Raw genomic sequence first — 21592 nt, 5'->3', positions numbered from 1 at the left:
CTGGGGGCGGTGAGTGACTCGCGCGAGCCCTTAGATGAACTTCTGGCTCGCGAGGAACTCGGCCAGCTGCTTGCCGCCCTCGCCCTCGTCCTTGACGATCGTGCCGGCCGTACGGGCCGGACGCTCCGCCGCGGAGTCGACCTTGGTCCAGGAGCCCTCGAGGCCGACCTCGTCGGCGTCGATGTCCAGGTCGTCCAGCTCCAGGGACTCCACCGGCTTCTTCTTGGCGGCCATGATGCCCTTGAAGGACGGGTAACGGGCCTCGCCCGACTGGTCCGTCACGGACACGACGGCCGGCAGGGACGCCTCCAGCTGCTCGGACGCGGTGTCGCCGTCACGGCGGCCCTTGACGGTGCCGTCCTCCACCGAGACCTCGGAGAGCAGGGTGACCTGCGGGACGCCCAGGCGCTCGGCGAGGATCGCCGGCAGGACGCCCATGGTGCCGTCGGTGGACGCCATGCCGCAGATGACCAGGTCGTAACCGGTCTTCTCGACGGCCTTGGCGAGCACGAGCGAGGTGGCCATGACGTCGGAGCCGTGCAGGTCGTCGTCCTCGACGTGGACGGCCTTGTCGGCGCCCATGGAGAGCGCCTTGCGCAGCGCGTCCTTGGCGTCCTCGGGACCGACGGTGAGCACGGTGATCTCCGCGTCGTCCGCCTCTTCGGCGATCTGCAGCGCCTGCTCGACCGCGTACTCATCCAGCTCCGACAGCAGGCCGTCGACGTCGTCGCGGTCGACGGTCAGGTCATCGGCGAAGTGCCGGTCGCCGGTGGCGTCGGGCACGTACTTCACACAGACAACGATCCTCAAGCTCACGCCGGCTCTCCTACACATCGTCATAACGGGGCTGCCTTGTTGCACGCAGCATAGGCGCCTGATGGGACGGTTTCCGCTCGGGGCGGTGGACGCCCCTCCCGAAATATTACTCGTCAGTACACCGATTGCTTTCCCGGTAAGCAAGCGCTTTGAACTGTGACCTTGCCAACGCTCCGTAACCGGGACTTCTCAGTCCCGCAGCGCGTTGAAGCGCCCCTCGTGGTACAGCAGCGGGCGGCCCGCGCCGTCCGGGTCGCCGGTGACGACCTCCGCCACCACCAGGCGGTGATCACCGGCCGGGACGCGGGCGACGATCCGGCACACCAGCCACGCCAGTACGCCGTCGAGCAACGGCACGCCCTCCGGCCCCGGACGCCAGCGCGTCGGCGCGCCGAAGCGGTCGGCGCCGCTGCGCGCGAAGGTGGCCGCGAGGTCCCGCTGGTGGTCCCCCAGGACGTGGACGCCGATGTGTTCGGCCTCCGACAGCACGGGCCAGCTCGAGGAGGAGGTCCCTACGCCGAACGAGACCATCGGCGGTGCGGCCGACACGGAGGTGAGCGAGGTGGCGGTGAAGCCGACGGGCCGCTCGCCCTGGGCGGTGATCACCGCGACTCCGGCCGCGTGCCGCCGGAAGACGGAGCGGAGCAGCTCGGGTGTGGCGGGCCGGCCCTGCCGGGAGGTGCGGCGGGCGGCGAGGTCGGGCGAGACCGTCATGGAGGGGTCCTTCTGCGGGTGGCGCGGGGCGGGGGTCCGTGGCTGCTCAGACACCCGGACAGCGCGCGCTCGCGTTGCGGGCCAGGTCGACGTGGGCCCGCCCGTGAAGAAGGAGTTCCTGGGGCACGGCGTCAGCCTGACGATGGTTGGTACGCACAGTCAAGGGCGGTCCGGGATGTGCGACGTGCGTCACGGCCCGTGACAGGACCGGCCCGTCACAGGACTCGGCCGAGCGCGACGATGACGTCGGCCTTGCGCGGCTGCCCCGCCGCCGTGCGGACGATCCGTCCCTCGCCGTCCAGCACCAGCACGGTGGGCGTCCGGACGACGCCGAGCTCCCGTACGAGACCGAGGTGCCGTTCGGCGTCGATCTCGACGTGGGCCACGCCCTCCACCATCGCGGCCACCTCGGCCAGGACGCGGCGGGTCGCCCGGCACGGCTGGCAGAAGGCGCTGGAGAACTGCACCAGCGTCGCGCGCTCCCCCAGCTCGGCGCCCAGCTCTCCCGCGCCGAGCACCCGGCCCGTCCCGTCCTCCCGCACCGCGCTCTCCTGTCCGTCCCGTGGTGGCACCGTCCTTTGCAGCGCGCGAGGCCGCCGGGGGATTCCCGCCGCACGCATGAAATCCGCCGCGAGCGGACATGAGGTGACGAGAATCTCGCTGTACGGAGTCGTCAGGACTGGCCTGTACGGCGCACATGGTGCACGATCGGCCCAATGCCGGTACCTACGGCCGCGTAACTTTCGCCGGGAGATTCCTCCCCGGGCACTGAAGAAGGGGTCTTCTCCAGATGGCAGAACTCGTCTATCGGCCGGTCATCGGCGCCGCTCTCACGATGTTCAAGGCGCTCGACCTGAAGATCGACACTCAGGGTTCGGAGAACATCCCGCGCACCGGCGGGGCCGTCCTGGTCAGCAATCACATCAGCTATCTGGACTTCATCTTCTCGGGACTGGCCGCTCTGCCGCAAAAGCGCCTGGTGCGGTTCATGGCCAAGGAATCGGTGTTCCGGCACAAGATGTCCGGCCCGCTGATGCGGGGCATGAAGCACATCCCGGTCGACCGCGACCAGGGCGAGGCGGCCTACCACCACGCCCTGGAGTCGCTGCGCTCCGGCGAGATCATCGGGGTCTTCCCCGAAGCGACCATCTCCCCCTCGTTCACGCTCAAGAGCTTCAAGTCCGGCGCGGCGCGCCTGGCCCAGGAGGCCGGCGTACCGCTGATTCCGATGGCCCTGTGGGGCACGCAGCGGCTGTGGACCAAGGGGCGGCCGCGCAACTTCAGGCGGAGCCACATCCCGGTGACGATCCGGGTGGGCGAGCCGGTGGAGGCGCCGACCGACCAGTACGCGGGCGCGATCACGCGGCGGCTGCGCGAGCGCGTGCAGGAGCTGCTCGAAGCGGCACAGCGTTCGTACCCCGTGCGCCCCAAGGACGCGAGCGACACCTGGTGGATCCCCGCCCACCTCGGGGGCACGGCCCCCACTCCGGCCGAGGTCCGCGAGGCGGGCTGAGCGGCCGCCGGGCGCCGTGGCGGCCGAGGGCTACGGGCCGCCACGCCCCGGCGATCACGCCGCGGTGGCCCGCCGATGCGACGGGCCGGCCGGACCCGGCCGCCCCCCGCAGGCCCCGCGTGCTCCCGCCGTGCGGCGCGCGTCCGCGTCACGCGGGTCGGCGCACCGTGATCCGGGCGCCCGGGCTAAGCTTCTCCAGCGCCTCGGCCAGTTCGGCGCCCGCGGCTTCCAGGGCCGTGAGCGGCATGGGGGCGAGGCTCTCCAGGAGGAACAGCGCGTTCACGGACCCCTCGGTGAGGCGGGTCCGGACGCCTTGCCGCCAGTTCCAGCGGCGGCAGGTGACGCCCTCGTCGTCGCACCACACCACTTCGCCCGGCTCCGGGTGCTCGACGACCTCCTCGCCGGCCGCGGCCGTGCGGAACGGTTCGCCGCCGGTGGCCCGGACCAGGCGCATCCCGCCCCGGATGCGGTCGGCGTCCTCGCCGCCGACCGGGACCAGGTGGGCGACGCTGACGGCGTTGTAGGCGTCGACGAGCCGGTTGATCCGCGGCAGGCCGCCATCGGCGAGGGCCCGCCTGGCGAGCGCCTCGGCGGAGTTGCGCGTACGGGACGGCTTGGCGCCGAAGGCGGTGTACGCCTCACGCCAGGCGGCGATGTGCGGGTCGTCCTGCGGGGCGCGTCCGTCGAGGCGTTCCGCGAGGCGGCGGGCCGCGTCGTCCAGGAGGGCGGCACTGGTGGCGTCACTGGGGCCGTTGACCAGGCCGCGCGCCTCGATGGCGAGGTGGGTGAAGCCGGGGACGAGGGCGCGGACCTCGTCGGAGACGGTGAGCGTCAGGTTCATGGTCAGCCGTTCAGGGGGCGCGAGTCGGTGGCGGGCAGGGCCGTGGGCAGGATCGTGTCCGGATGGAGCCGGTCCCGGGCGCTCCTCAAGGCGTTCGGAACCAGCGGACAAGGTTCAGCCTACAACACCGCATAGTCCACTTCATTGGACTGCGTATCCAGCGGGCGGGCGCGACCCGGCGACTTGACCGCCACGCCACCGGGCCGTGCACCCGGAAGCCCCGCACAAGACGGCGGGGAGGGACCGGGCGCGCAGGGGCGCCGCGAGGGCGGGGGACTCCGCGCAACAGACTCCGGCGCGCCGCTGCCGGGGCGACCCGTTCGGCCGCCAGACAGGCCGAGACGCGGGGACCTGCTGGATCAGCTCCATGCCCGCCGACCACAGGCAGGCGGCCGACCGGAGTCAATCGACTTCCGGTCGGCCGCATAGCCATACAGGACTAGCCGAGCGCCATCTCTTCCTTCAGCGCCAGGACGAACGCGTCGACGTCGTCCTCGGTCGTGTCGAACGAGCACATCCACCGCACGTCACCGGCGGCCTCGTTCCAGAAGTAGAAGCGGAAACGTTCCTGGAGCCGCCGGGTGACCTCGTGCGGCAGCCGTGCGAACACCGCGTTCGCCTGCACGGGGTAGAGGATCTCCACCCCGCCCACCGCGCGGACGCCCTCCGCGAGGCGCTGTGCCATCGCGTTGGCGTGCCGGGCGTTGCGCAGCCACAGGTCCTTGGCGAGCAGCGCCTCGAACTGCACCGAGACGAAGCGCATCTTGGAGGCGAGCTGCATCGACATCTTGCGCAGGTGCTTCATGTGGCTGACGGCGTCCGGGTTGAGGACGACCACGCACTCGCCCGCGAGCATGCCGTTCTTCGTCCCGCCGAACGACAGGACGTCCACGCCGACCGCGTTGGTGAACGCCCGCATCGGGACGTCCAGCGAGGCGGCCGCGTTGGCTATCCGGGCACCGTCGAGGTGCACCTTCATGCCCAGGCCGTGGGCGTGCTCGACGATCGCCCGGATCTCGTCCACCGTGTAGACGGTCCCCAGTTCGGTGTTCTGGGTGATCGACACGGCCTGCGGCATGGCGCGGTGCTCGTCGTCCCAGCCGAACGCCTGCCGGTCGATGAGCTCGGGCGTCAGCTTGCCGTCCGGTGTGGGGACGGTCAGCAGCTTCAGCCCGGCCATGCGCTCCGGGGCGCCGCCCTCGTCCACGTTGATGTGCGCGGACTCGGCGCAGATGACCGCGCCCCAGCGGTCGGTGAGCGCCTGCAGGGCGGTGACGTTGGCGCCGGTGCCGTTGAACACCGGGAACGCTTCGGCCGTCGGACCGAAGTGGCTGTGCATCACCCGCTGGAGGTGCTCGGTGTACACGTCCTCGCCGTAGGAGACCTGGTGGCCGCCGTTGGCGAGGGCGATGGCAGCGAGGATCTCGGGGTGCACACCGGCGTAGTTGTCGCTGGCGAAGCCCCGTACGGTCGGGTCGTGACGCCGCCGGGCATCGGTCCTGGCGGTGCCGGGAGTCACGGCTTGGGGGTCAGCCACAGGCGCTGTCCATTCACTTCCTGAGCGGGCTTGTCCCAGACGGCCGCGATCTCATCCGCCAGATCCCCGACGTCCGTGAAGCCCGCGAACTTCGCGTTCGGGCGCTCGGCGCGCATGGCGTCGTGCACCAGAGCCTTGACGATGAGGATCGTAGCGGCGGCCTTGGGGCCCTCTTCGCCGCCGGCCTTGCGGAAGGCGTCGCCGAGGGCGAGCGTCCACGCCTCGGCCGCGGCCTTGGAGGCGGAGTACGCGGCGTTCCCGGCGGTCGGCTTGCTCGCGCCGGCGGCGCTGACCAGGACGTACCGGCCGCGGTCGCTGCGCAGCAGGCCGTCGTGGAAGGCGAGGGAGGTGTGCTGGACCGTGCGGATCAGCAGCTTCTCCAGCAGGGTCCAGTCGGCGAGGTCCGTCTCGGCGAACGTCGCGCTGCCGCGCCAGCCGCCGACCAGGTGGACCAGGCCGTCCACCCGGCCGAACTCCTTCTCGGTCTTGTCGGCCCACTCGCGCGCCGCGCCGAGGTCGAGCAGGTCCACCGTGTCGCCGACGACGGTCGCGCCGCCGTGCGCGTACCGGGCGGCGTCGACCGCCTCGGCGAGCCGCGCGGGGTCGGCGTCGGAGGCGACCACCGTCGCACCGGCCTCCGCGAGTCGCAGCAGGGCGGCACGGCCGGCCGCTCCCGCCGCTCCGGCGACCGCGACGACCGCGCCCTCGAGCGGGCCGCCGTTTCCGTTGCCCTTGCCGTTCATGGTCGTCGTCTCCTCCGTACGAGAGCTCACGCGGCGACCCTCTCGGTGGCCTTCTCGGCGGTGATGCCCTTGGTGGAGGCGATCACGTTCTTCAGCTTCTTGGAGAGGGCCTCATAGAACATGCTCAGCGGAAACTCGTCCGGGAGCACCTCGTCGACGAGCTTGCGCGGCGGCAGGTCCAGGTCGAGTGCGTCGGGGCCCTTCGCCCAGCGGGAGCCGGGGTGCGGGGCAAGGTACGACGAGACCAGGTCGTACGCGGCGAACCAGTGGACCAGCTTCGGCCGGTCGATGCCGTCGCGGTACAGCTGCTCTATCTCGCCGCACAGCTGGTTGGTGACCTCCGGGGCCCGCTGCCAGTCGATCTTGAGGGTGTTGTCGGTCCAGCGCAGCACGTCGTGCTTGTGCAGGTACGCGAAGAGCAGCTGGCCGCCCAGGCCGTCGTAGTTGCGGACGCGGTCGCCGGTGACCGGGAACCGGAACATCCGGTCGAACAGCACGGCGTACTGGACGTCGCGGCCGTGCGGGTGGCCCTCGGCCTCCAGCTTCACGGCCTCCTTGAAGGCGGTGAGGTCGCAGCGCAGCTCCTCCAGGCCGTACATCCAGAACGGCTGGCGCTGCTTGATCATGAAGGGGTCGAACGGCAGGTCGCCGTGGCTGTGGGTGCGGTCGTGGACCATGTCCCAGAGCACGAACGCCTTCTCGCAGCGCTCCTGGTCGCCGAGCATCTCGCGGATGTCCTCGGGCAGGTCGAGGCCGAGGATGTCCACGGCCGCCTCGGTGACCCGGCGGAAGCGGGCGGCCTCGCGGTCGCAGAAGATGCCGCCCCAGCTGAAGCGCTCCGGGGCCTCGCGCACGGCGATGGTCTCCGGGAAAAGCACGGCCGAGTTGGTGTCGTAACCCGAGGTGAAGTCCTCGAACGTGATGCCGCAGAAGAGCGGGTTGTCGTAGCGGGTGGCCTCCAGCTCGGCGAGCCACTCCGGCCAGACCATGCGCAGCACGACGGCTTCCAGGTTGCGGTCCGGGTTGCCGTTCTGCGTGTACATCGGGAACAGCGCCAGGTGCTGGAGTCCGTCGACCCGGTCGGCGGCCGGCTGGAAGGCCAGCAGCGAGTCCAGGAAGTCGGGCACGGCGAAACCGCTGTCCGCCCACTTGCGCAGGTCGGCGACGAGCGCCCGGTGGTACGCGGCGTCGTGCGGGAGCAGCGGGGAGAGCTGCTCGACGGCGGCGACGACCCGGTCGAGGGTGGTGTCGACGATCGCACGGGAGGGCGCGCCCTCGGCGTCGAAGTCGATGGAACCGTCCGCGGACTGCCAGGGGCGGATCTCTTCCACGGCATTCTTGAGCTCGGGCCACGCAGGGTGCTCGATCACCCTCGCGTCGGCGGACACATCCCCGCCCACAACGTCCTGCACAAGAATTTCCGTCATCACACTTCCTCCACGGGAGAACCTCGCGTCAAGGCACCGTATCCATGGGTGGTTCTCCGCCACAAGGGGAGCGGGAAGAAAATATCCTGTCGACCCCCCACCGCGACCGCTGTTTTTCCTGTCCGGAGTGGGTGACGCAGCGGCATCCACCGACTCTCTCCAGAGACGCCGCCCGGCGCTCGACCCGGACCGCAGACGACGCACCGACGTACGGGGGGCAGGGGGTCGCGGCACGCCGGGCGCGACCGGCAGGACGGACGGGGGCCTCCCGCCCGTGCCCGGAGGTCCCGCGCCCTGTGCGGCCGCGCCGCCCCGGTCGCCGCCCGGCCGGCCGGTTCGTCCCGGGTCCCGCCGTGCCGGGGCCCGGCCACTCCGGCTTTCCCGCGCGGGACGGCTTCCGTCCACCGCGCGGATCGTTAGGCTGCGGCGGTGCCGCGGGTGGCACCGCACCGCGCGGCACCGCCGTCGACGGAAGCGAGAAGATCTTGAGTTTCCTCACCATCGGTCATCGCGGAGTCATGGGTGTCGAACCGGAGAACACCCTGCGGTCCTTCGTCCGCGCGGAACACGCGGGCATGGACGTCATCGAACTGGACCTGCACCTGAGCAAGGACGGCGCCCTGGTCGTCATGCACGACGCCGAGGTGGACCGTACGACCGACGGCACGGGGGCCATCGCCGACATGACGCTGGCCGAGCTGCGGAGACTCGACGCCGGGCTGGGCGAGCGCGTCCCGGTGTTCGAGGAGGTGCTGGACGCCGTGCGGACACCGCTCCAGGCGGAGATCAAGGACGTGGCGGCGGCCCGGACGCTGGCCGAGGCCATGCGCCGGCGTGACCTGACCGGGCGGGTCGAGGTGTCCTCCTTCCACGACGAGGCCGTCGCCGAGATCGCCCGCCTGGTGCCGGGCGTCCGGACGGTGCTCATCGCGAGCCACTGGGGCGACGACATCGTGGCGCGGGCGCGGGCGGTGGGCGCCGGCACCCTGGCGCTGAACATCCGCCGCCTCACCCTGGAGACCACGGAGCGGGCGCGGGCGGCGGGGCTCGGGGTCATCGCCTGGGTGGTCAACACGCCGCAGCACCTGCGGCTCGTACGGGCCCTGGAGCTGGACGGCGCGACCACCGACCACCCGGAGATCCGCCGTACCGGCCGCTTCACGGCCTGACGGCCGGGGCGGGCGGTCGGGGCCGGGGGTCCGGGGCCGGGCGGTCGGGGCCCGGGGCCGTGCGCCTGTGGCCGGCGGGCGGAGCCGACGGCCGGGTCCTGACGGCCGGGACGGGGTACGCGCCGCCCGTCCTCCGCCCGGTCCCCAGCCCCGTCCTCCGCCCGGCCATCCGTCCGGCCGGGTCCCGCCGGACGGGGAACCGGCGGGGGCGGCGCGGCGCGGGACGCGGGTGCCCGGGCGGCCCGTGACCCACCGGAGGCTCCGGGCCCGCGCCGGAAGGGAAGCCAGTGCTCCGCGTGGTGCGGGAGGCCGATGCGCCCCGTGCGCCGCAGGTGTAACCGGAATGCGCTCGGGAACCCGCGACCTGGATCCAGCAGGTCTTCTCGCACAGCGTGTCCCGGCCATTCCCGGACACCGGAACGGACGCATATGAGCAGCGGTTTCATGGGTCCGGAGGGTTACGGCTCCGACCCGTTCAGCGAGTTTCTGGCCCGCTTCTTCGGGGGCGGGGCGGGAGCGTCGCCCGCGAGCGGGCGGCCCATCCCCCGGTACATCGACATCGGCCGCCTCATGAGCGAGCCCGCGCGCCGGATGGTCGGCGACGCCGCCTCGTACGCCGCCGAACACGGCAGCACCGACCTGGAGACCGAGCACCTGTTGCGCGCGGCCCTCGCGACCGAACCGACCCGCGACCTCATCGCCCGCGCCGGCGCAGATCCGGACGCCCTGGCCGAGGAGATCGACCGGACGGCCGGCGAGGGCCCGCCGCAGTCCCGGATCGCCGTCACCCCGGCCGTCAAGCGGGCGCTGCTCGACGCCCACGACCTGGCGCGGCACACGGGCGCCTCGTACATCGGTCCCGAGCACGTGCTCGCCGCGCTCGCGTCCAACCCGGACTCGGCGGCGGGGCGGATCCTGAACGCCGCCAAGTTCGACCCGGGCTCCGTGCAGGGTTCCTCCGGTGCCGGTCGCAGCGGGCAGGGCCCGTGGGTGGGCGAAACCGATCAGCGGCCGGCGCCGCCGCGCGGCACCCCGACGCTGGACAAGTACGGCCGGGACCTGACCGACATGGCCAAGGCGGGCCGGATCGACCCGGTGATCGGCCGCGATCTGGAGATCGAGCAGACCGTGGAGGTGCTGTCCCGGCGCGGCAAGAACAACCCCGTACTGATCGGTGACGCGGGCGTCGGCAAGACCGCCATCGTGGAGGGGCTGGCCCAGCGCATCGCCGAGCACGACGTGCCGGACACGCTGCGCGACCGCCGGGTCATCGCCCTGGACCTGTCCGGCGTCGTCGCCGGCACCCGCTACCGGGGCGACTTCGAGGAGCGGCTGAACGCCATCATCGAGGAGATCCGCGCCCACTCCGGCGAGCTGGTCGTCTTCATCGACGAACTGCACACGGTCGTCGGCGCGGGCGCGGGCAGCGGCGGCGGCGACAGCGGCTCGATGGACGCGGGCAACATGCTCAAGCCCGCGCTGGCCCGCGGCGAACTGCACGTCATCGGCGCGACGACCATGGAGGAGTACCGCCGCTACATCGAGAAGGACGCGGCGCTCGCCCGCCGGTTCCAGCCGATCCTGGTGCCCGAGCCGAGCCCGGAGGACGCGCTGGAGATCCTGCGCGGGCTCCAGGACCGCTACGAGGCCCACCACCAGGTCCGCTACACCGACGAGGCCCTGCTCGCCGCCGTCGAGCTGTCCGACCGGTACATCACCGAGCGGTTCCTGCCCGACAAGGCCATCGACCTGATCGACCAGGCGGGCGCCCGGGTACGGCTGCGCACGCACACCAACACCGACGTGCGGGCGCTGGAGCGGCAGGCCGAACAACTGGCGCGGGACAAGGACCAGGCGGTCGCGGCCGAGCAGTACGAGAAGGCCATGGAGCTGCGGGACCGCATCCAGGAGGTCACCGAGCGGATCAGGGCCGGGCGCGTCGCGCGGCCGGCCGGCGACGGACCGGCCGCCGAGGTCACGGCGGAGGACATCGCCGAGGTGGTGAGCCGCCAGACCGGCATTCCGGTCAGCAGTCTCACGCAGGAGGAGAAGGAGCGGCTGCTGGGGCTGGAGGAACACCTGCGCCGGCGGGTCATCGGGCAGGACGAGGCCGTCACGGCCGTGTCGGAGGCGGTGCTGCGCTCCCGCGCCGGTCTCGCCGACCCCCGGCGCCCGATCGGCAGCTTCCTGTTCCTCGGCCCGACCGGGGTCGGCAAGACCGAACTGGCACGTGCCCTGGCGGACGCGCTGTTCGGCAGCGAGGACCGGATGGTGCGGCTGGACATGAGCGAGTTCCAGGAGCGGCACACCGTCAGCCGGCTGGTCGGCGCCCCGCCCGGGTACGTGGGCCACGAGGAGGCGGGGCAGCTCACGGAGGCGGTGCGCCGCCACCCGTACTCGCTGCTCCTGCTGGACGAGGTGGAGAAGGCCCACCCGGACGTCTTCAACGTCCTGCTCCAGGTGCTGGACGACGGGCGGCTGACCGACTCGCAGGGCCGCACGGTCGACTTCAAGAACACCGTCATCGTGATGACCAGCAACCTGGGCTCCGAGGCCATCGGCACCGGCCGCGGCATCGTCGGCTTCGGCACCACCGACTCGGGTGCGGCGGACGACGCGATGCGGGAGCGGGCGCTGCGGCCCCTGCGGGAGCACTTCCGCCCCGAGTTCCTCAATCGCATCGACGAGATCGTCCTCTTCCGGCGCCTCGACGAGGAGCAACTGCGCCGGATCACCGACCTGCTGCTGGAGGAGACCCGCCGCCGGATGCGCGCCCAGCACCTCAGCGTCGACTTCGACCCGGACGCCGTCGACTGGATCGCGCGCCGCGGCCACCAGCCCGAGTACGGGGCGCGCCCGCTGCGGCGCACCATCCAGCGCGAGGTCGACAACCACCTGTCCCGCCTGCTGCTGGACGGGCGGCTGCCGGCGGGCGCCCGGGTGCTCGTCACGGCCGGGGACGGCGGGCTGGCCTTCCACACGGAGGAACCCGGCGGCACGCCGTCGCCGGACCGGCCTGCCGGCACGGGCTCACTGGGCAAGCCGGGGTCCATGGACCGCCCGCCGGGGACCCGCGGGGAGCCGGGCCCGCCGCTGGGTGACCCGGGCGGCCCGGCACCCGCGGCCTGAGGGCGGGTACGGCTGGAGGCCCCGCCGGCCCGGCGGCTAGGAGGTCTCCCGGGGGAGGTCCTTCACCAGGAGCTCGAACCGGAGGTCGTCGCGCTGCGGCACCCCGAAGCGCTCGTCGCCGTACGGGAACGGGGTCGTCCGGCCCGTACGGCGGTAGCCCCGGCGCTCGTACCAGGCGATCAGCTCTTCCCGGACCGAGATCACCGTCATGTGCATCTCGCGCACGCCCCACTCGGCGGCGGCGAGCCTCTCCGCCTCGGCGATGACACGCCGGCCGAGACCGCCGCCCTGGAGGCCCGGCCGTACGGCGAACATCCCGAAGTACGCGACGTCGCCGCGGTGTTCCAGCTGGCAGCAGGCGACCAGGTCACCACCGCGCTCGACGACGAGGAGACGGGAGCCGGGCGTGACGATGACCTCGCGGACGCCGTCCGGGTCGGTTCGCTGCCCTTCGAGGATGTCCGCCTCGGTCGTCCAGCCGGCCCGGCTCGTGTCGCCCCGGTACGCCGACTCGATCAGGCCGACCAGCGCGGGCACGTCGGCCTCGTCGGCGTCGCGGTAGGTCAGTACGTCCGCGCCCCGGGGCGGTGCGGTGTCCATGGCTGTCTCCTCCTGCTCGGGGTCCCGTCCCGCACGGGAGCCTAACGCGCCTCGTCACGCTCCCCCGATACTCCCTTGCGCTCGCGTGCACCCTCGCCGGTCCGGGCATCGTTCAGGAGCCGTCTCGTCGAGGGGGAGGTACGTCGTGCACGGACCTGCGATGTCCGGCTGGCTGCTGGTGGCGCTGTGCGTGGTGGCGGGTGCCTACTGCCTGGCGCGGACGAGGAGCGTCACGGGCGCCGAGCGCCGGGCGGCGCTGGACGAGGCGCTGATGGGGTTCGGCATGGCGGTGATGGCGGTGCCCGCGGCGGCGGTGGCGCCCCCGGGGTGGGCATGGGCGGTGTACGCGGTGGTGTTCGGTGCCGCGTCGGTGCGCGCGCTGTGGTCGGCCCGGGGCGGCGCCGGTCACCACCTGCACCACCTGGTGGGGTCGCTGGCCATGGTCTACATGGCGGTGGCGATGGCCGGAGGCGGCACGGGGGCACACGGGGCGCACGGGGCGGCGGGCGGGGTACCGCTGGTGACGGGCCTGCTGCTGGCGTACTACACGGTGTATGTGCTGGTCACGGGCGCGCGGCTGGTGCCCGCGGGGCCGGCCGGGCCGGTGGCCGGCGGGGGCGGCCGATGGGCGGGGCCCGAGGTGGCCCTGGCGTGCCGGGTGTCCATGGGGCTGGCGATGCTCGCGATGCTGGTGGGTGTGTGAGGGGTGCGGATTCCGTGGCAGCCGCGCTGCGGATTCCGTGGTGTGCGTCACTTGCCGTGCCAGGCCGTACCGGTGTGCGGTCCGCCGATCCTATGGTGAGGGCATGCTGGTCTCCCTCGCGTTGCTCGGGCTCGGCCTTCTCACCGCCGTGGCGGCTCCGCGTCTGCTGGCGCGGGTCGAATGGCCGGAGCGGGAACCGGTGGTGGCGCTGTGGGTGTGGCAGTGCGTGGTGGCGGCGGTGCTGTTGTGCTTCGCGCTGTCGATGACGTTCAGCGCGGCGGCGGCCTGGCAGGCGGTACGGGGCCATGTGTTCGCGCCCGCTCCGCGCGCGGTCGTCGAGGCGTACGAACTGGGCGCGCACGGTCCGTGGTCCGGTGTCCTGGCGGTGCTGCTGGCGTGCGGCGGCCTGTGGACCGGGGCGATGCTCACCCGGGAGGTACGCCGGGCCCGTGGGCGGCACCGGCGCAGGCGCGCCGAACTCCTGGTGCGCTCCCCGCTGTTGCCGGGCGAGGACCCGGGTGCGGAGTCCCTGGTGCTGCTGGAGGGCGAGCGGCCGGACGCCTGGTGGCTGCCGGGCACGGCCCCGCGGCTGGTCGTCACCACCGCCGCGCTGCGCCGGCTGAAGGGGCATCAGCTCGACGCGGTGCTCGCCCATGAGCAGAGCCACGCGCGGGCCCGGCACGACTGGCTGCTGCACTGCTCGACGGCGCTGGCCACGGGGTTCCCGCAGATCCCGGTGTTCGCGGCGTTCCGGGACGAGATGCACCGGCTCGTGGAGCTGGCCGCGGACGACGTGGCGTCGAAGCGGTACGGGCGGCTGACGATCGCGCTGGCGCTGGTGGAACTGAACGAGGACCGCGGGGTGTTCGGTCCCTCCCCCGCCCCGGACGCCCAGTTGCCAGACCGGGTGCGCCGCCTGCTGACCGCCGAGCCCCGCCTCACGGCCGGGCGGCGCCTGCGCCTGACGGCCGCCGCCGCGATGGTGCCGGTGGTGCCGCTGCTGGTGGCGTTCGTACCGGCGCTGAGGGCACTCGGCTAGGGGAAAGTGCTGGTCACAGCCCTTCGTTGCCGGCTGCGACCGGCACGGTCGCTTCGAAGCGGACGGCGGGTTCGTCGTGACGAGTGGCGACGGCCCGGTGGCGCTTGAGGCGGTTGATCCCGCACTCGACCGCGTGCCTCTGCTTGTGGTCGTCCCCGTCGAACTTCGGCGCCGCCCACCGCGCTCCCCGCTCGAGGCGGATGCGCACACGGTCCGCCGGGACCGGGGTGGTGGTGGCCGACGGCCGGGCGGGGAAGCAGGCGGGCGCGGCGACGGCCGGGCGTACGGGGATAGGGCGGCGAAGACAGGGGAGGATCACCCCATGCACTCCCCCACACCCTCCCCCACGCACTCCCGGTTCGCCTCGGCCGTCGCCCTGTGGTCCGGCGCCCTGTCGGCGGTACTGCTGGCACTGGTCGCGGCCGAGTGGGGTCCGCTGATCTCGTTCGACCGGGCCGTGGCGGACGACCTGCACGACTCGGCCGTACGCAGTCCGGCGCTCACCGACGCCAACCGGGTCCTCAGCGACTGGGTGTGGGATCCGTGGGCGATGCGCGTCCTGGTCGCCGTGGGCGTGGTGTGGCTGTGGTGGCACGGCAAGCGGCTCCTCGCCGTGTGGGCGGTCGCGGTGAGCGCGGTCGGTTCCGCCGTGCAGCAGTCGCTGAAGGCGGCGGTGGGCCGGGACCGGCCCTGGTGGCCGGATCCGGTCGACTCGGCGCACTTCGCCGCGTTCCCGTCGGGCCACGCCATGACGGCGACGGTCACCTTCGGGCTGCTGCTGTGGGCGCTGGCCCGGTTGGGTGTGGGCGGGTGGCCGAGGGTCGCCGCGCTGGTCGTCGGAGCCGTCTCGGTGGTCGGCGTGGGCCTCACCCGGCTGTACCTGGGCGTGCACTGGGCGTCGGACGTGGTGGGCGGCTGGCTGCTGGGGGTGTGTCTGGTGGCCGTCGCCGTGGTGCTCCACGAGCGGACGGTCGCGCGGGCGGCGACCCGGAGGGGCTACGCGCACCACGAGTGACGGAAAGCGGCCGGCGTACCCCGGCGTGGAACTGGTCGCCGGGACGTGACGTCCGGTTTCCGGACGGCCGGGGCCTGGCGCGGGCGCGGGCCCGCCGGACCGGACGATCCCCCGCGTCGCCCGGTCCGGCCGACATGCCCTGAGTATATTGGCCGAGAGCCAGTCAACGCAGGAGTCAAGCATGTCCCCGCGGAGCGCATCGGTCAATGAAGAACTGCGGCGGCGTTCTCGCGAGCGCCTGCTCCGGGCGACGGTGGAGCTGGTCGCCGAACGCGGGTACGAGGCGACGACGCTGGCCGACATCGCGGACCGGGCCGGTTCGGCGCGCGGGCTGGTGTCGTACTACTTCCCGGGCAAGCGGCAGCTGCTCCAGTCGGCGGTGCACCGGCTGATGCACCTGACCCTGGAGGCCGCGCTGGAGCGCGAGCCGCGCGGCGAGGACGGGCGGGAGCGGCTGGCGCGGGCCGTCGACGCGATCCTGGGGCTGGCGACGGAGCAGCCGCTGCTGATGCGTACGCACATGGCCGGCATCCTCCAGGCGGAGGGGTTCGTGCGGGATCCGGAGCAGCAGCGGCTGGCGTTCCTGCTGCGGGACACGCTGGTCCGGTACGGTTCGCGCGACGTGGACGCCGACTACCCGCTGCTGCGGGCGCTGCTGATGGGCGCCGTCTTCGCCCTCCTGCTGCCGGGGGCGCCGATGGCGCCGGCCCGGCTGCGGGCGGAGTTGTTCCAGCGGTACGGGCTGGACTGGGAGCTCGGCGTGCCGCCGGGCGGGGGACCGCCCGGTGGCACGGCCGGTGGCGCGTCTCAGTCGTCGAAGTCGTCGAAGTAGTCCGGCTGCGTCTGCACGTTCAGCTCGTGCATGCGCAACCGCTTCGCCGGGTCGGTGCGGCGGTCGTCGAGCCTCAGCACGTCGAGGCCCTTGACCATGTCGTTCGAGTAGATGTGGCCGTTGTAGTAGTACGCCGACCAGGAGCCGCCGGTCACCGGCTTCTCGGTGCTGAGCGGACCCCGCTCGAAGTAGGCGATCTCCTTGGGCCTGGCGGAGTCGGTGAAGTCCCACACGGAGACGCCGCCCTGGTACCAGGCCTGGACCATGAGGTCCCTGCCCTTGACGGGGATGAGGGAGCCGTTGTGGGCGACGCAGTTCTCGGTGTCCGCCTGGTAGCGGTCGATCTTGAAGTAGCTGCGGAAGACGAGCTTGCGCCCGTCGCCCTTGCCGGCGATGTCGTAGATGCCGTCGGCGCCGCGGTGGGGGCCGGTGCGCTCGTTGCAGGTGGCGCCCCCGCCGCCGCCCAGCTCGTCGGTGAAGACGACCTTGTCGGCCTTCTGGTTGAAGGTGGCGGAGTGCCAGAACGCGAAGTTCACGTTGTCCTGCACCCGGTCGATGACCTTGGGGTTCTCCGGGTCCTTCAGCGAGAACAGGATGCCGTCACCCATGCACGCCCCGGCCGCCAGGTCCTTGGAGGGCAGGACGGTGATGTCGTGGCAGCCGGTCGTCTTGGAGACGCCGGGGTTGGTGGGTGAGCCGGGGTTGCCGCCGCCGTCGGGGCCCTCGCCGGGGAACAGGACGGGGAAGGCGACGACGGCGGCCTTCTCGGGGGCCTTGCGCGGCACCTTGATGACCGAGATGCCGTCGTGCGGCGGCCGGCAGTCGGGGAAGGCGGCGTTGGGCGAGTACGAGGAGACGTAGACGTAGACGTTCCTGCGCTCGGGCACCAGGGTGTGGGTGTGCGAACCGCAGGCGGTCTCGACGGCGGCGACGTACCTGGGGTTGCGCTTGTCGCTGATGTCGAAGATCTTCATGCCCTCCCAGGAGGACTTCTCGGTCGCGGGCTGCGTGGTGCTGCTGCACGAGTCGTCGCTGCGCGAGGAGTCGGTGGAGAGGAAGAGCAGGTTCCCGGAGACGGACACGTCGTTCTGGGACCCCGGACAGAGGACCTGGGCGACGGTTTCCGGGGAGGAGGGGTTGCTGATGTCGAAGATCCGGAAGCCGTCGTAGTTGCCGGCGAAGGCGTACCTGCCCTGGAAGGCCAGGTCCGTGTTGATGCTGGTGAAGGCCTCGCGCGGGACGTTGGCGAGGTGGGTGATGTTGGGGCTGTGGACGACCTGGTCCACGGCCGGGATCTCGCCGGACCGGATGGCCGCACGGGCCTCAGCCTGGTCCTGCGCGGAGACCGTGCCCTGTGGGGCGGGTGCGTCTCCGGGGTCGGGTACGGCGGCCGCGGGGCCGGCGGTCAGGAGTGCCGCGAGTAGTCCGGCAGCGGCGGTGGCCACGCCCAGACGTCTGCGTCGCACGTGAGTGGTGCGCAACGGGGTCACTGCGTCGTCCTCCCTTGTTTCCGTTCGAAGCCGAACGGGACCTGGACCCCGGCAGTATCTTCCTCAGCATGCACATCTCAATAGATGGCAACGGAGACTTCATACCGGCGCTCGCGCGCAGCGACGGTTCCGGCCATGCCACACGCCCCTGGAGGTCCGGGTGTTGAAGCGCGGCACCAGCGTCGTGGCGGCGGTCGCCCTGTCCGCCGCCCTCGCCCTCACGGCCTGCGAGTCCGCCCCCTCGGGAGCGGACGGCGGGCCACGTCCCGAGGCGGCGCGCGGCAGCACCGGCCCGGCCGTGCTGGTGCCGGGCCGACCGGGCGAACCCGCACGGACGCTCTCCCCCGAGGAGGCACGCGAGGAGGTTCCGCCCGATACCCCGAACTCGGCCGATTTCACCTACGTCCAGATGATGATCGTCCATCACGGGCAGGCCCTGGAGATGACCTCGCCGGCCGCCAAGCAGGCGACCTCCACACAGGTCAAGCAGGTGGCGGCGCGGATAGCGGCGGCTCAGCGGCCGGAGATCGACGCGATGCGGGGATGGCTGGAAAACCACGGCGGCGCCCGGCCGCACGCCGGCCACGACCACGGCACGATGCCCGGGATGGCCACGGCCGCGCAGCTCGCGCGGTTGCGCGCCGCCCGGGGTGCGGCCTTCGACGAGCTGTTCCTGAAGTTGATGATCACCCACCACGAGGGCGCCGTCGCCATGGCCGGCGAGGTGCTGGCGCAGGGGAACAACGTCCAGGTGGAGGAGATGGCCAACGACGTGATCGCCCAGCAGACGGCCGAGATCGACCGGATGCGCTCCATGTGACGCACCGCCCGGGGACCGGGCTGACCGCGCGACCGTCATGCCGGTCGAAAGTGCGTGATCCTGCGTGTCCAGCACCCTCCGCACGGAGCTCGGCGGCCCCGTCTCGGCACGCGCGCGTGGTGCCCCTGTCGGCGCACACCGGCGCGCGTGGACCTCCCGCGTGCGGCGCGGTGGTGCGATGCTGGGAGTCCCTGCGGGAAGGAGCGCAGCCGTGCTTCGTGTCGCCGTCGTCGGTTCCGGACCCAGCGGGGTCTACACCGCCCAGTCCCTCGTCGAGCAGACCTCGGTGCCGGACGTGCGGGTGCACGTCCTGGACCGGCTGCCGTGTCCGTACGGACTCGTCCGTTACGGGGTCGCCCCGGACCACGAGAAGATCAAGTCCCTGCAGGGCAACCTCCGCGCGGTGCTGGAGCACGAGCGGATCGGCTTCGTCGGCAATGTCGAGGTCGGCGGCGCCCGCGGGCTCACCCCCGCGCGGTTGCTGGAGCTCTACCACGCGGTCGTGTACTGCGTGGGCGCGGCGCGGGACCGGCGTCTGGGCGTACCCGGGGAGGACCTGCCCGGCAGCTGCTCTGCCACCGATTTCGTCTCCTGGTACAGCGCCCATCCGGACGCCGCCCCGGACGGCTTCGTGCTGGGCGCTCGGTCGGCCGTGGTGATCGGCGTCGGCAACGTGGCCGTGGACGTGGCCCGGATCCTGGCGCGCGGCCCCGGGGAGCTGCGACCCACCGACGTACCGGAGGCCGCGCTGGGCGCACTGACCGCCAGCCGGGTGCGGGAGGTGCACATGGTGGGCAGGCGGGGCCCGTCGCAGGCCAAGTTCACCACCAAGGAGCTGCGCGAGCTCGGGGCGATGCCCCGGGCAAGTGTCGAGGTGGAGCCGGCCGACCTGGTGCTCGACCCGGCGTACGCGGATCCGGCGGGGCTCCCGGCGGTGAACCGGCGCAACCTGGAAGTGGTGCGCGCCTGGGCGGAGAGCCGCGGGCCGGAGCCCCGGGAGCGCGTCATCAGGGTGCGGTTCTTCCTGCGGCCCGTGGAGGTGCTGGAGCGGGGCGGCCGGGCGGCCGGGGTGCGTTTCGAGCGCACGGTTCCGGACGGTGCGGGCGGGGTGCGCGGGACCGGGGCGTACGAGGACGTCGAGACGGAGCTGGTGCTGCGGGCGGTCGGCTACCGCGGGGTGCCGCTGGAGGGCCTGCCGTTCGACGCGTCGCGCGGGACGGTGCCGCACGCGGCGGGGCGGGTGCTGCGGGACGGGGTGCCGTCGGCGGGCGAGTACGTCGCCGGGTGGATCAAGCGCGGGCCGACCGGCGTGATCGGCACCAACCGGCCGTGCGCCAAGGAGACGGCCGGGTCGCTGCTCGCGGACGCCCCCGCCCTGGCACGGCGGCGGGTGGCGGACGATCCGCTGGCCACGCTGCGCGCGTGGGGCCACCGGCCGGTGGAGTGGTCCGGCTGGCTGTCCATCGAGCAGGCGGAGGCGGCTCTCGGCCACACCCTGGGGCGCGGCTCGGTCAAGATCCCCGACTGGTCCGGGCTCCTGGCGGCCGCGGGCCAGGACTGAGCCGCGCCGCGGCCCGGCCCCGCCCGTGCGGTCACGCCGGGCTCAGGCGGGTGGCCTGGTTCTCGGCGGCGGACAGCACCGTGTCCAGGAGGCCCGGGAAGAGCGCGTCCAGGTCGGCGCGGCGGATGCCGTTCATCTTGGCCGTGCCGCGGTAGGTCTGGCGGATGACGCCGCTCTCGCGGAGCACGCGGAAGTGGTGCGTGGTGGTCGACTTGGTGACCGGCAGCTCGATGTACGAGCAGGCCAGCTCCGTCCCCGCGGTGGCCAGTTCGCGGACGACACGCAGCCGCATGGGGTCGGACAGCGCGTGCAGCACGGCTTCGAGGCGGATCTCGTCGCGCGCGGGGTGCGCGAGTTCGCGCGGGCTGGTCGCGGTGGTCACGGCGGCTCCAGAGTCTTCGGTTCTCCCCATCGTACGAGCACCCTCGTAGTTTGACAGGCGGCGTACTACGAAGGTTATCGTACCAACGGCACACCGGCCCCGTCCGAATGGAGTCCCGCCGTGAGCGCACTGTTCCAGCCCCGCACCCTGCGGTCCCTGACCGTCCCCAACCGCGTTTGGATGGCACCGATGTGCCAGTACAGCGCCGAGCCGTCCGGCCCGCAGGCGGGCGTGGCCAACGACTGGCACTTCGCCCACTACGCCGCTCGCGCCGCCGGCGGCACCGGGCTGATCCTGCTGGAGGCGACCGCCGTGTCCCCCGAGGGCCGCATCAGCCCGTACGACCTCGGCATCTGGAACGACACGCAGGTCGAGGCGCTCCGGCGGATCACCGGTTTCCTCAAGGGCCAGGGCACCGTTCCCGGCATCCAGATCGCCCACGCCGGGCGCAAGGCGTCGACCGAGCGGCCGTGGCGGGGCGGCGGCCCCGTGGGGGCGGAGGCGCACGGCTGGCAGCCGGTCGCCCCGAGCCCGGTGCCGTTCGACGACGGCCACCCGGTGCCGGACGAACTGACCGTGGACCGGATCCACGAGATCGCCGGCGAGTTCGCGGCCGCGGCGCGGCGCGCCCTCGAAGCGGGCTTCGAGGTCGTCGAGGTCCACGGTGCGCACGGTTACCTGATCGGCCAGTTCCTCTCGCCCCACAGCAACCACCGCACGGACGCGTACGGCGGCTCCTTCGAGAACCGCACCCGTTTCGCCCTGGAGGTCGTCGACGCGGTACGGGAGGTGTGGCCCGAGGAGCTGCCGTTGTTCTTCCGCGTCTCGGCCACCGACTGGCTGGAGGACGAGGCGGGCTGGACGGCCGACGACACGGTGCGCCTCGCCGCCCTGCTCCGGGAGCACGGCGTCGACCTGCTCGACGTGTCGACCGGCGGCAACGCGGCGCACGTCCGCATCCCCGTCGGCCCGGGCTACCAAGTGCCCTTCGCGGCGCGTGTGAAGGAGGAGACCGGCCTGCCGGTCGCCGCCGTCGGGCTCATCACCGAGGCGCGCCAGGCGGAGAAGATCGTCACCAACGGTGAGGCCGACGCGGTGCTGCTCGGCCGCGAGCTGCTGCGCAACCCGTCCTGGGCGCGGCACGCGGCCCATGAGCTCGGCGGCGCGGTGCACGTGCCGGACCCGTATCACCGCTCCGTCTGACCTGGGCAAACGCGTCCTTCGGGCACCGTTGTCAGTGGGTGGGTGCAGACTGGCCCGT

The 21592-nt window shown here is 72.7% G+C and carries 21 protein-coding genes; 10 read left to right on the top strand and 11 right to left on the bottom strand.

Going from position 1 to position 21592, the window contains the following annotated elements; genetic code table 11:
- Positions 1 to 30 precede the first annotated feature (30 nt).
- The 3 genes from AC07DW_RS10275 to AC07DW_RS10265 form a co-directional block, all read right to left on the bottom strand.
- Positions 31 to 816 (bottom strand): electron transfer flavoprotein subunit beta/FixA family protein, encoded by a 786-nt coding sequence (locus AC07DW_RS10275; protein ID WP_189552074.1) that lies wholly within the window; start codon positions 814 to 816, stop codon positions 31 to 33.
- Positions 817 to 1005: 189 nt separating this feature from the next.
- Entirely contained in the window at positions 1006 to 1530 is a 525-nt protein-coding gene (locus tag AC07DW_RS10270; protein ID WP_478857197.1) for a flavin reductase family protein, read from the bottom strand.
- 215 nt (positions 1531 to 1745) lie between these two features.
- Positions 1746 to 2072 (bottom strand): TlpA family protein disulfide reductase, encoded by a 327-nt coding sequence (locus AC07DW_RS10265; protein WP_478857196.1) that lies wholly within the window; start codon positions 2070 to 2072, stop codon positions 1746 to 1748.
- A gap of 248 nt (positions 2073 to 2320) precedes the next feature.
- Between AC07DW_RS10265 and AC07DW_RS10260 the strand changes: the two genes are divergently transcribed.
- On the top strand, positions 2321 to 3043 hold the full coding sequence (locus AC07DW_RS10260; protein WP_478857195.1) for a lysophospholipid acyltransferase family protein: 723 nt from the start codon (positions 2321 to 2323) through the stop codon (positions 3041 to 3043).
- Positions 3044 to 3191: 148 nt separating this feature from the next.
- Here the strand turns inward: AC07DW_RS10260 and AC07DW_RS10255 are convergent, their stop codons facing one another.
- The 4 genes from AC07DW_RS10255 to AC07DW_RS10240 form a co-directional block, all read right to left on the bottom strand.
- Positions 3192 to 3884 carry a B3/B4 domain-containing protein gene (locus AC07DW_RS10255; protein ID WP_478857194.1) on the bottom strand — a complete coding sequence of 231 codons (693 nt, stop codon included), beginning with the start codon at positions 3882 to 3884 and terminating at the stop codon, positions 3192 to 3194.
- Between the two features lie 439 nt (positions 3885 to 4323).
- Entirely contained in the window at positions 4324 to 5421 is a 1098-nt protein-coding gene (locus AC07DW_RS10250; RefSeq protein WP_478857193.1) for a threonine aldolase family protein, read from the bottom strand.
- Entirely contained in the window at positions 5400 to 6164 is a 765-nt protein-coding gene (locus AC07DW_RS10245) for an SDR family NAD(P)-dependent oxidoreductase (RefSeq protein ID WP_478857267.1), read from the bottom strand. Before AC07DW_RS10245 ends, AC07DW_RS10250 begins: the two co-directional genes overlap by 22 nt.
- Before the next feature lie 26 nt (positions 6165 to 6190).
- A complete protein-coding gene (locus AC07DW_RS10240; RefSeq protein WP_478857192.1) occupies positions 6191 to 7591 on the bottom strand; it encodes a DUF6421 family protein in 1401 nt (466 codons plus the stop codon).
- A 485-nt stretch (positions 7592 to 8076) separates the two neighbouring features.
- On the opposite strand from AC07DW_RS10240, the gene AC07DW_RS10235 reads away from it, so the two are divergent.
- Together AC07DW_RS10235 and AC07DW_RS10230 are read left to right on the top strand one after the other, a co-directional pair.
- Positions 8077 to 8760, top strand: coding sequence for a glycerophosphodiester phosphodiesterase (locus tag AC07DW_RS10235; RefSeq protein WP_478857191.1), 684 nt, complete (start codon positions 8077 to 8079; stop codon positions 8758 to 8760).
- Positions 8761 to 9189: 429 nt separating this feature from the next.
- The gene (locus AC07DW_RS10230; RefSeq protein ID WP_478857190.1) at positions 9190 to 11889 is read left to right on the top strand and encodes an ATP-dependent Clp protease ATP-binding subunit; all 2700 of its coding nucleotides are present in this window, start codon (positions 9190 to 9192) and stop codon (positions 11887 to 11889) included.
- Positions 11890 to 11925: 36 nt separating this feature from the next.
- Here the strand turns inward: AC07DW_RS10230 and AC07DW_RS10225 are convergent, their stop codons facing one another.
- Positions 11926 to 12489, bottom strand: coding sequence for a GNAT family N-acetyltransferase (locus AC07DW_RS10225; protein WP_478857189.1), 564 nt, complete (start codon positions 12487 to 12489; stop codon positions 11926 to 11928).
- Positions 12490 to 12634: 145 nt separating this feature from the next.
- Here AC07DW_RS10225 and AC07DW_RS10220 point away from each other — a divergent pair, with 145 nt between their 5' ends.
- On the top strand, positions 12635 to 13192 hold the full coding sequence (locus AC07DW_RS10220; protein ID WP_478857188.1) for a DUF5134 domain-containing protein: 558 nt from the start codon (positions 12635 to 12637) through the stop codon (positions 13190 to 13192).
- A 103-nt stretch (positions 13193 to 13295) separates the two neighbouring features.
- Complete coding sequence (locus AC07DW_RS10215) at positions 13296 to 14231, top strand: M56 family metallopeptidase (protein ID WP_478857187.1); 936 nt, start codon at positions 13296 to 13298, stop codon at positions 14229 to 14231.
- Positions 14232 to 14244: 13 nt separating this feature from the next.
- Here the strand turns inward: AC07DW_RS10215 and AC07DW_RS10210 are convergent, their stop codons facing one another.
- Complete coding sequence (locus AC07DW_RS10210; RefSeq protein WP_478857186.1) at positions 14245 to 14550, bottom strand: hypothetical protein; 306 nt, start codon at positions 14548 to 14550, stop codon at positions 14245 to 14247.
- A gap of 3 nt (positions 14551 to 14553) precedes the next feature.
- Here AC07DW_RS10210 and AC07DW_RS10205 point away from each other — a divergent pair, with 3 nt between their 5' ends.
- Together AC07DW_RS10205 and AC07DW_RS10200 are read left to right on the top strand one after the other, a co-directional pair.
- Complete coding sequence (locus AC07DW_RS10205; protein WP_478857185.1) at positions 14554 to 15246, top strand: phosphatase PAP2 family protein; 693 nt, start codon at positions 14554 to 14556, stop codon at positions 15244 to 15246.
- 181 nt (positions 15247 to 15427) lie between these two features.
- Positions 15428 to 16078, top strand: coding sequence for a TetR/AcrR family transcriptional regulator (locus AC07DW_RS10200; protein WP_478857184.1), 651 nt, complete (start codon positions 15428 to 15430; stop codon positions 16076 to 16078).
- Here AC07DW_RS10200 and AC07DW_RS10195 read toward each other — a convergent pair.
- Positions 16054 to 17568 carry an LVIVD repeat-containing protein gene (locus AC07DW_RS10195; protein ID WP_478857183.1) on the bottom strand — a complete coding sequence of 505 codons (1515 nt, stop codon included), beginning with the start codon at positions 17566 to 17568 and terminating at the stop codon, positions 16054 to 16056. The two genes, AC07DW_RS10200 and AC07DW_RS10195, sit on opposite strands and share 25 nt — an antisense overlap.
- Positions 17569 to 17728: 160 nt before the next feature.
- On the opposite strand from AC07DW_RS10195, the gene AC07DW_RS10190 reads away from it, so the two are divergent.
- Together AC07DW_RS10190 and AC07DW_RS10185 are read left to right on the top strand one after the other, a co-directional pair.
- The gene (locus tag AC07DW_RS10190; protein ID WP_478857182.1) at positions 17729 to 18388 is read left to right on the top strand and encodes a DUF305 domain-containing protein; all 660 of its coding nucleotides are present in this window, start codon (positions 17729 to 17731) and stop codon (positions 18386 to 18388) included.
- A 211-nt stretch (positions 18389 to 18599) separates the two neighbouring features.
- The gene (locus AC07DW_RS10185; protein WP_478857181.1) at positions 18600 to 19949 is read left to right on the top strand and encodes an FAD-dependent oxidoreductase; all 1350 of its coding nucleotides are present in this window, start codon (positions 18600 to 18602) and stop codon (positions 19947 to 19949) included.
- A 31-nt stretch (positions 19950 to 19980) separates the two neighbouring features.
- Here AC07DW_RS10185 and AC07DW_RS10180 read toward each other — a convergent pair whose 3' ends face one another.
- On the bottom strand, positions 19981 to 20331 hold the full coding sequence (locus AC07DW_RS10180) for an ArsR/SmtB family transcription factor (RefSeq protein ID WP_478857180.1): 351 nt from the start codon (positions 20329 to 20331) through the stop codon (positions 19981 to 19983).
- A gap of 120 nt (positions 20332 to 20451) precedes the next feature.
- On the opposite strand from AC07DW_RS10180, the gene AC07DW_RS10175 reads away from it, so the two are divergent.
- Entirely contained in the window at positions 20452 to 21534 is a 1083-nt protein-coding gene (locus tag AC07DW_RS10175; RefSeq protein ID WP_478857179.1) for an NADH:flavin oxidoreductase/NADH oxidase, read from the top strand.
- Positions 21535 to 21592: the final 58 nt, after the last annotated feature.

It is taken from the genome of Streptomyces sp. NPDC045701 (assembly GCF_056432045.1).
Note: the sequence above shows the minus strand (reverse complement) of the source record. Positions and strands in the feature narration are given on the sequence as shown.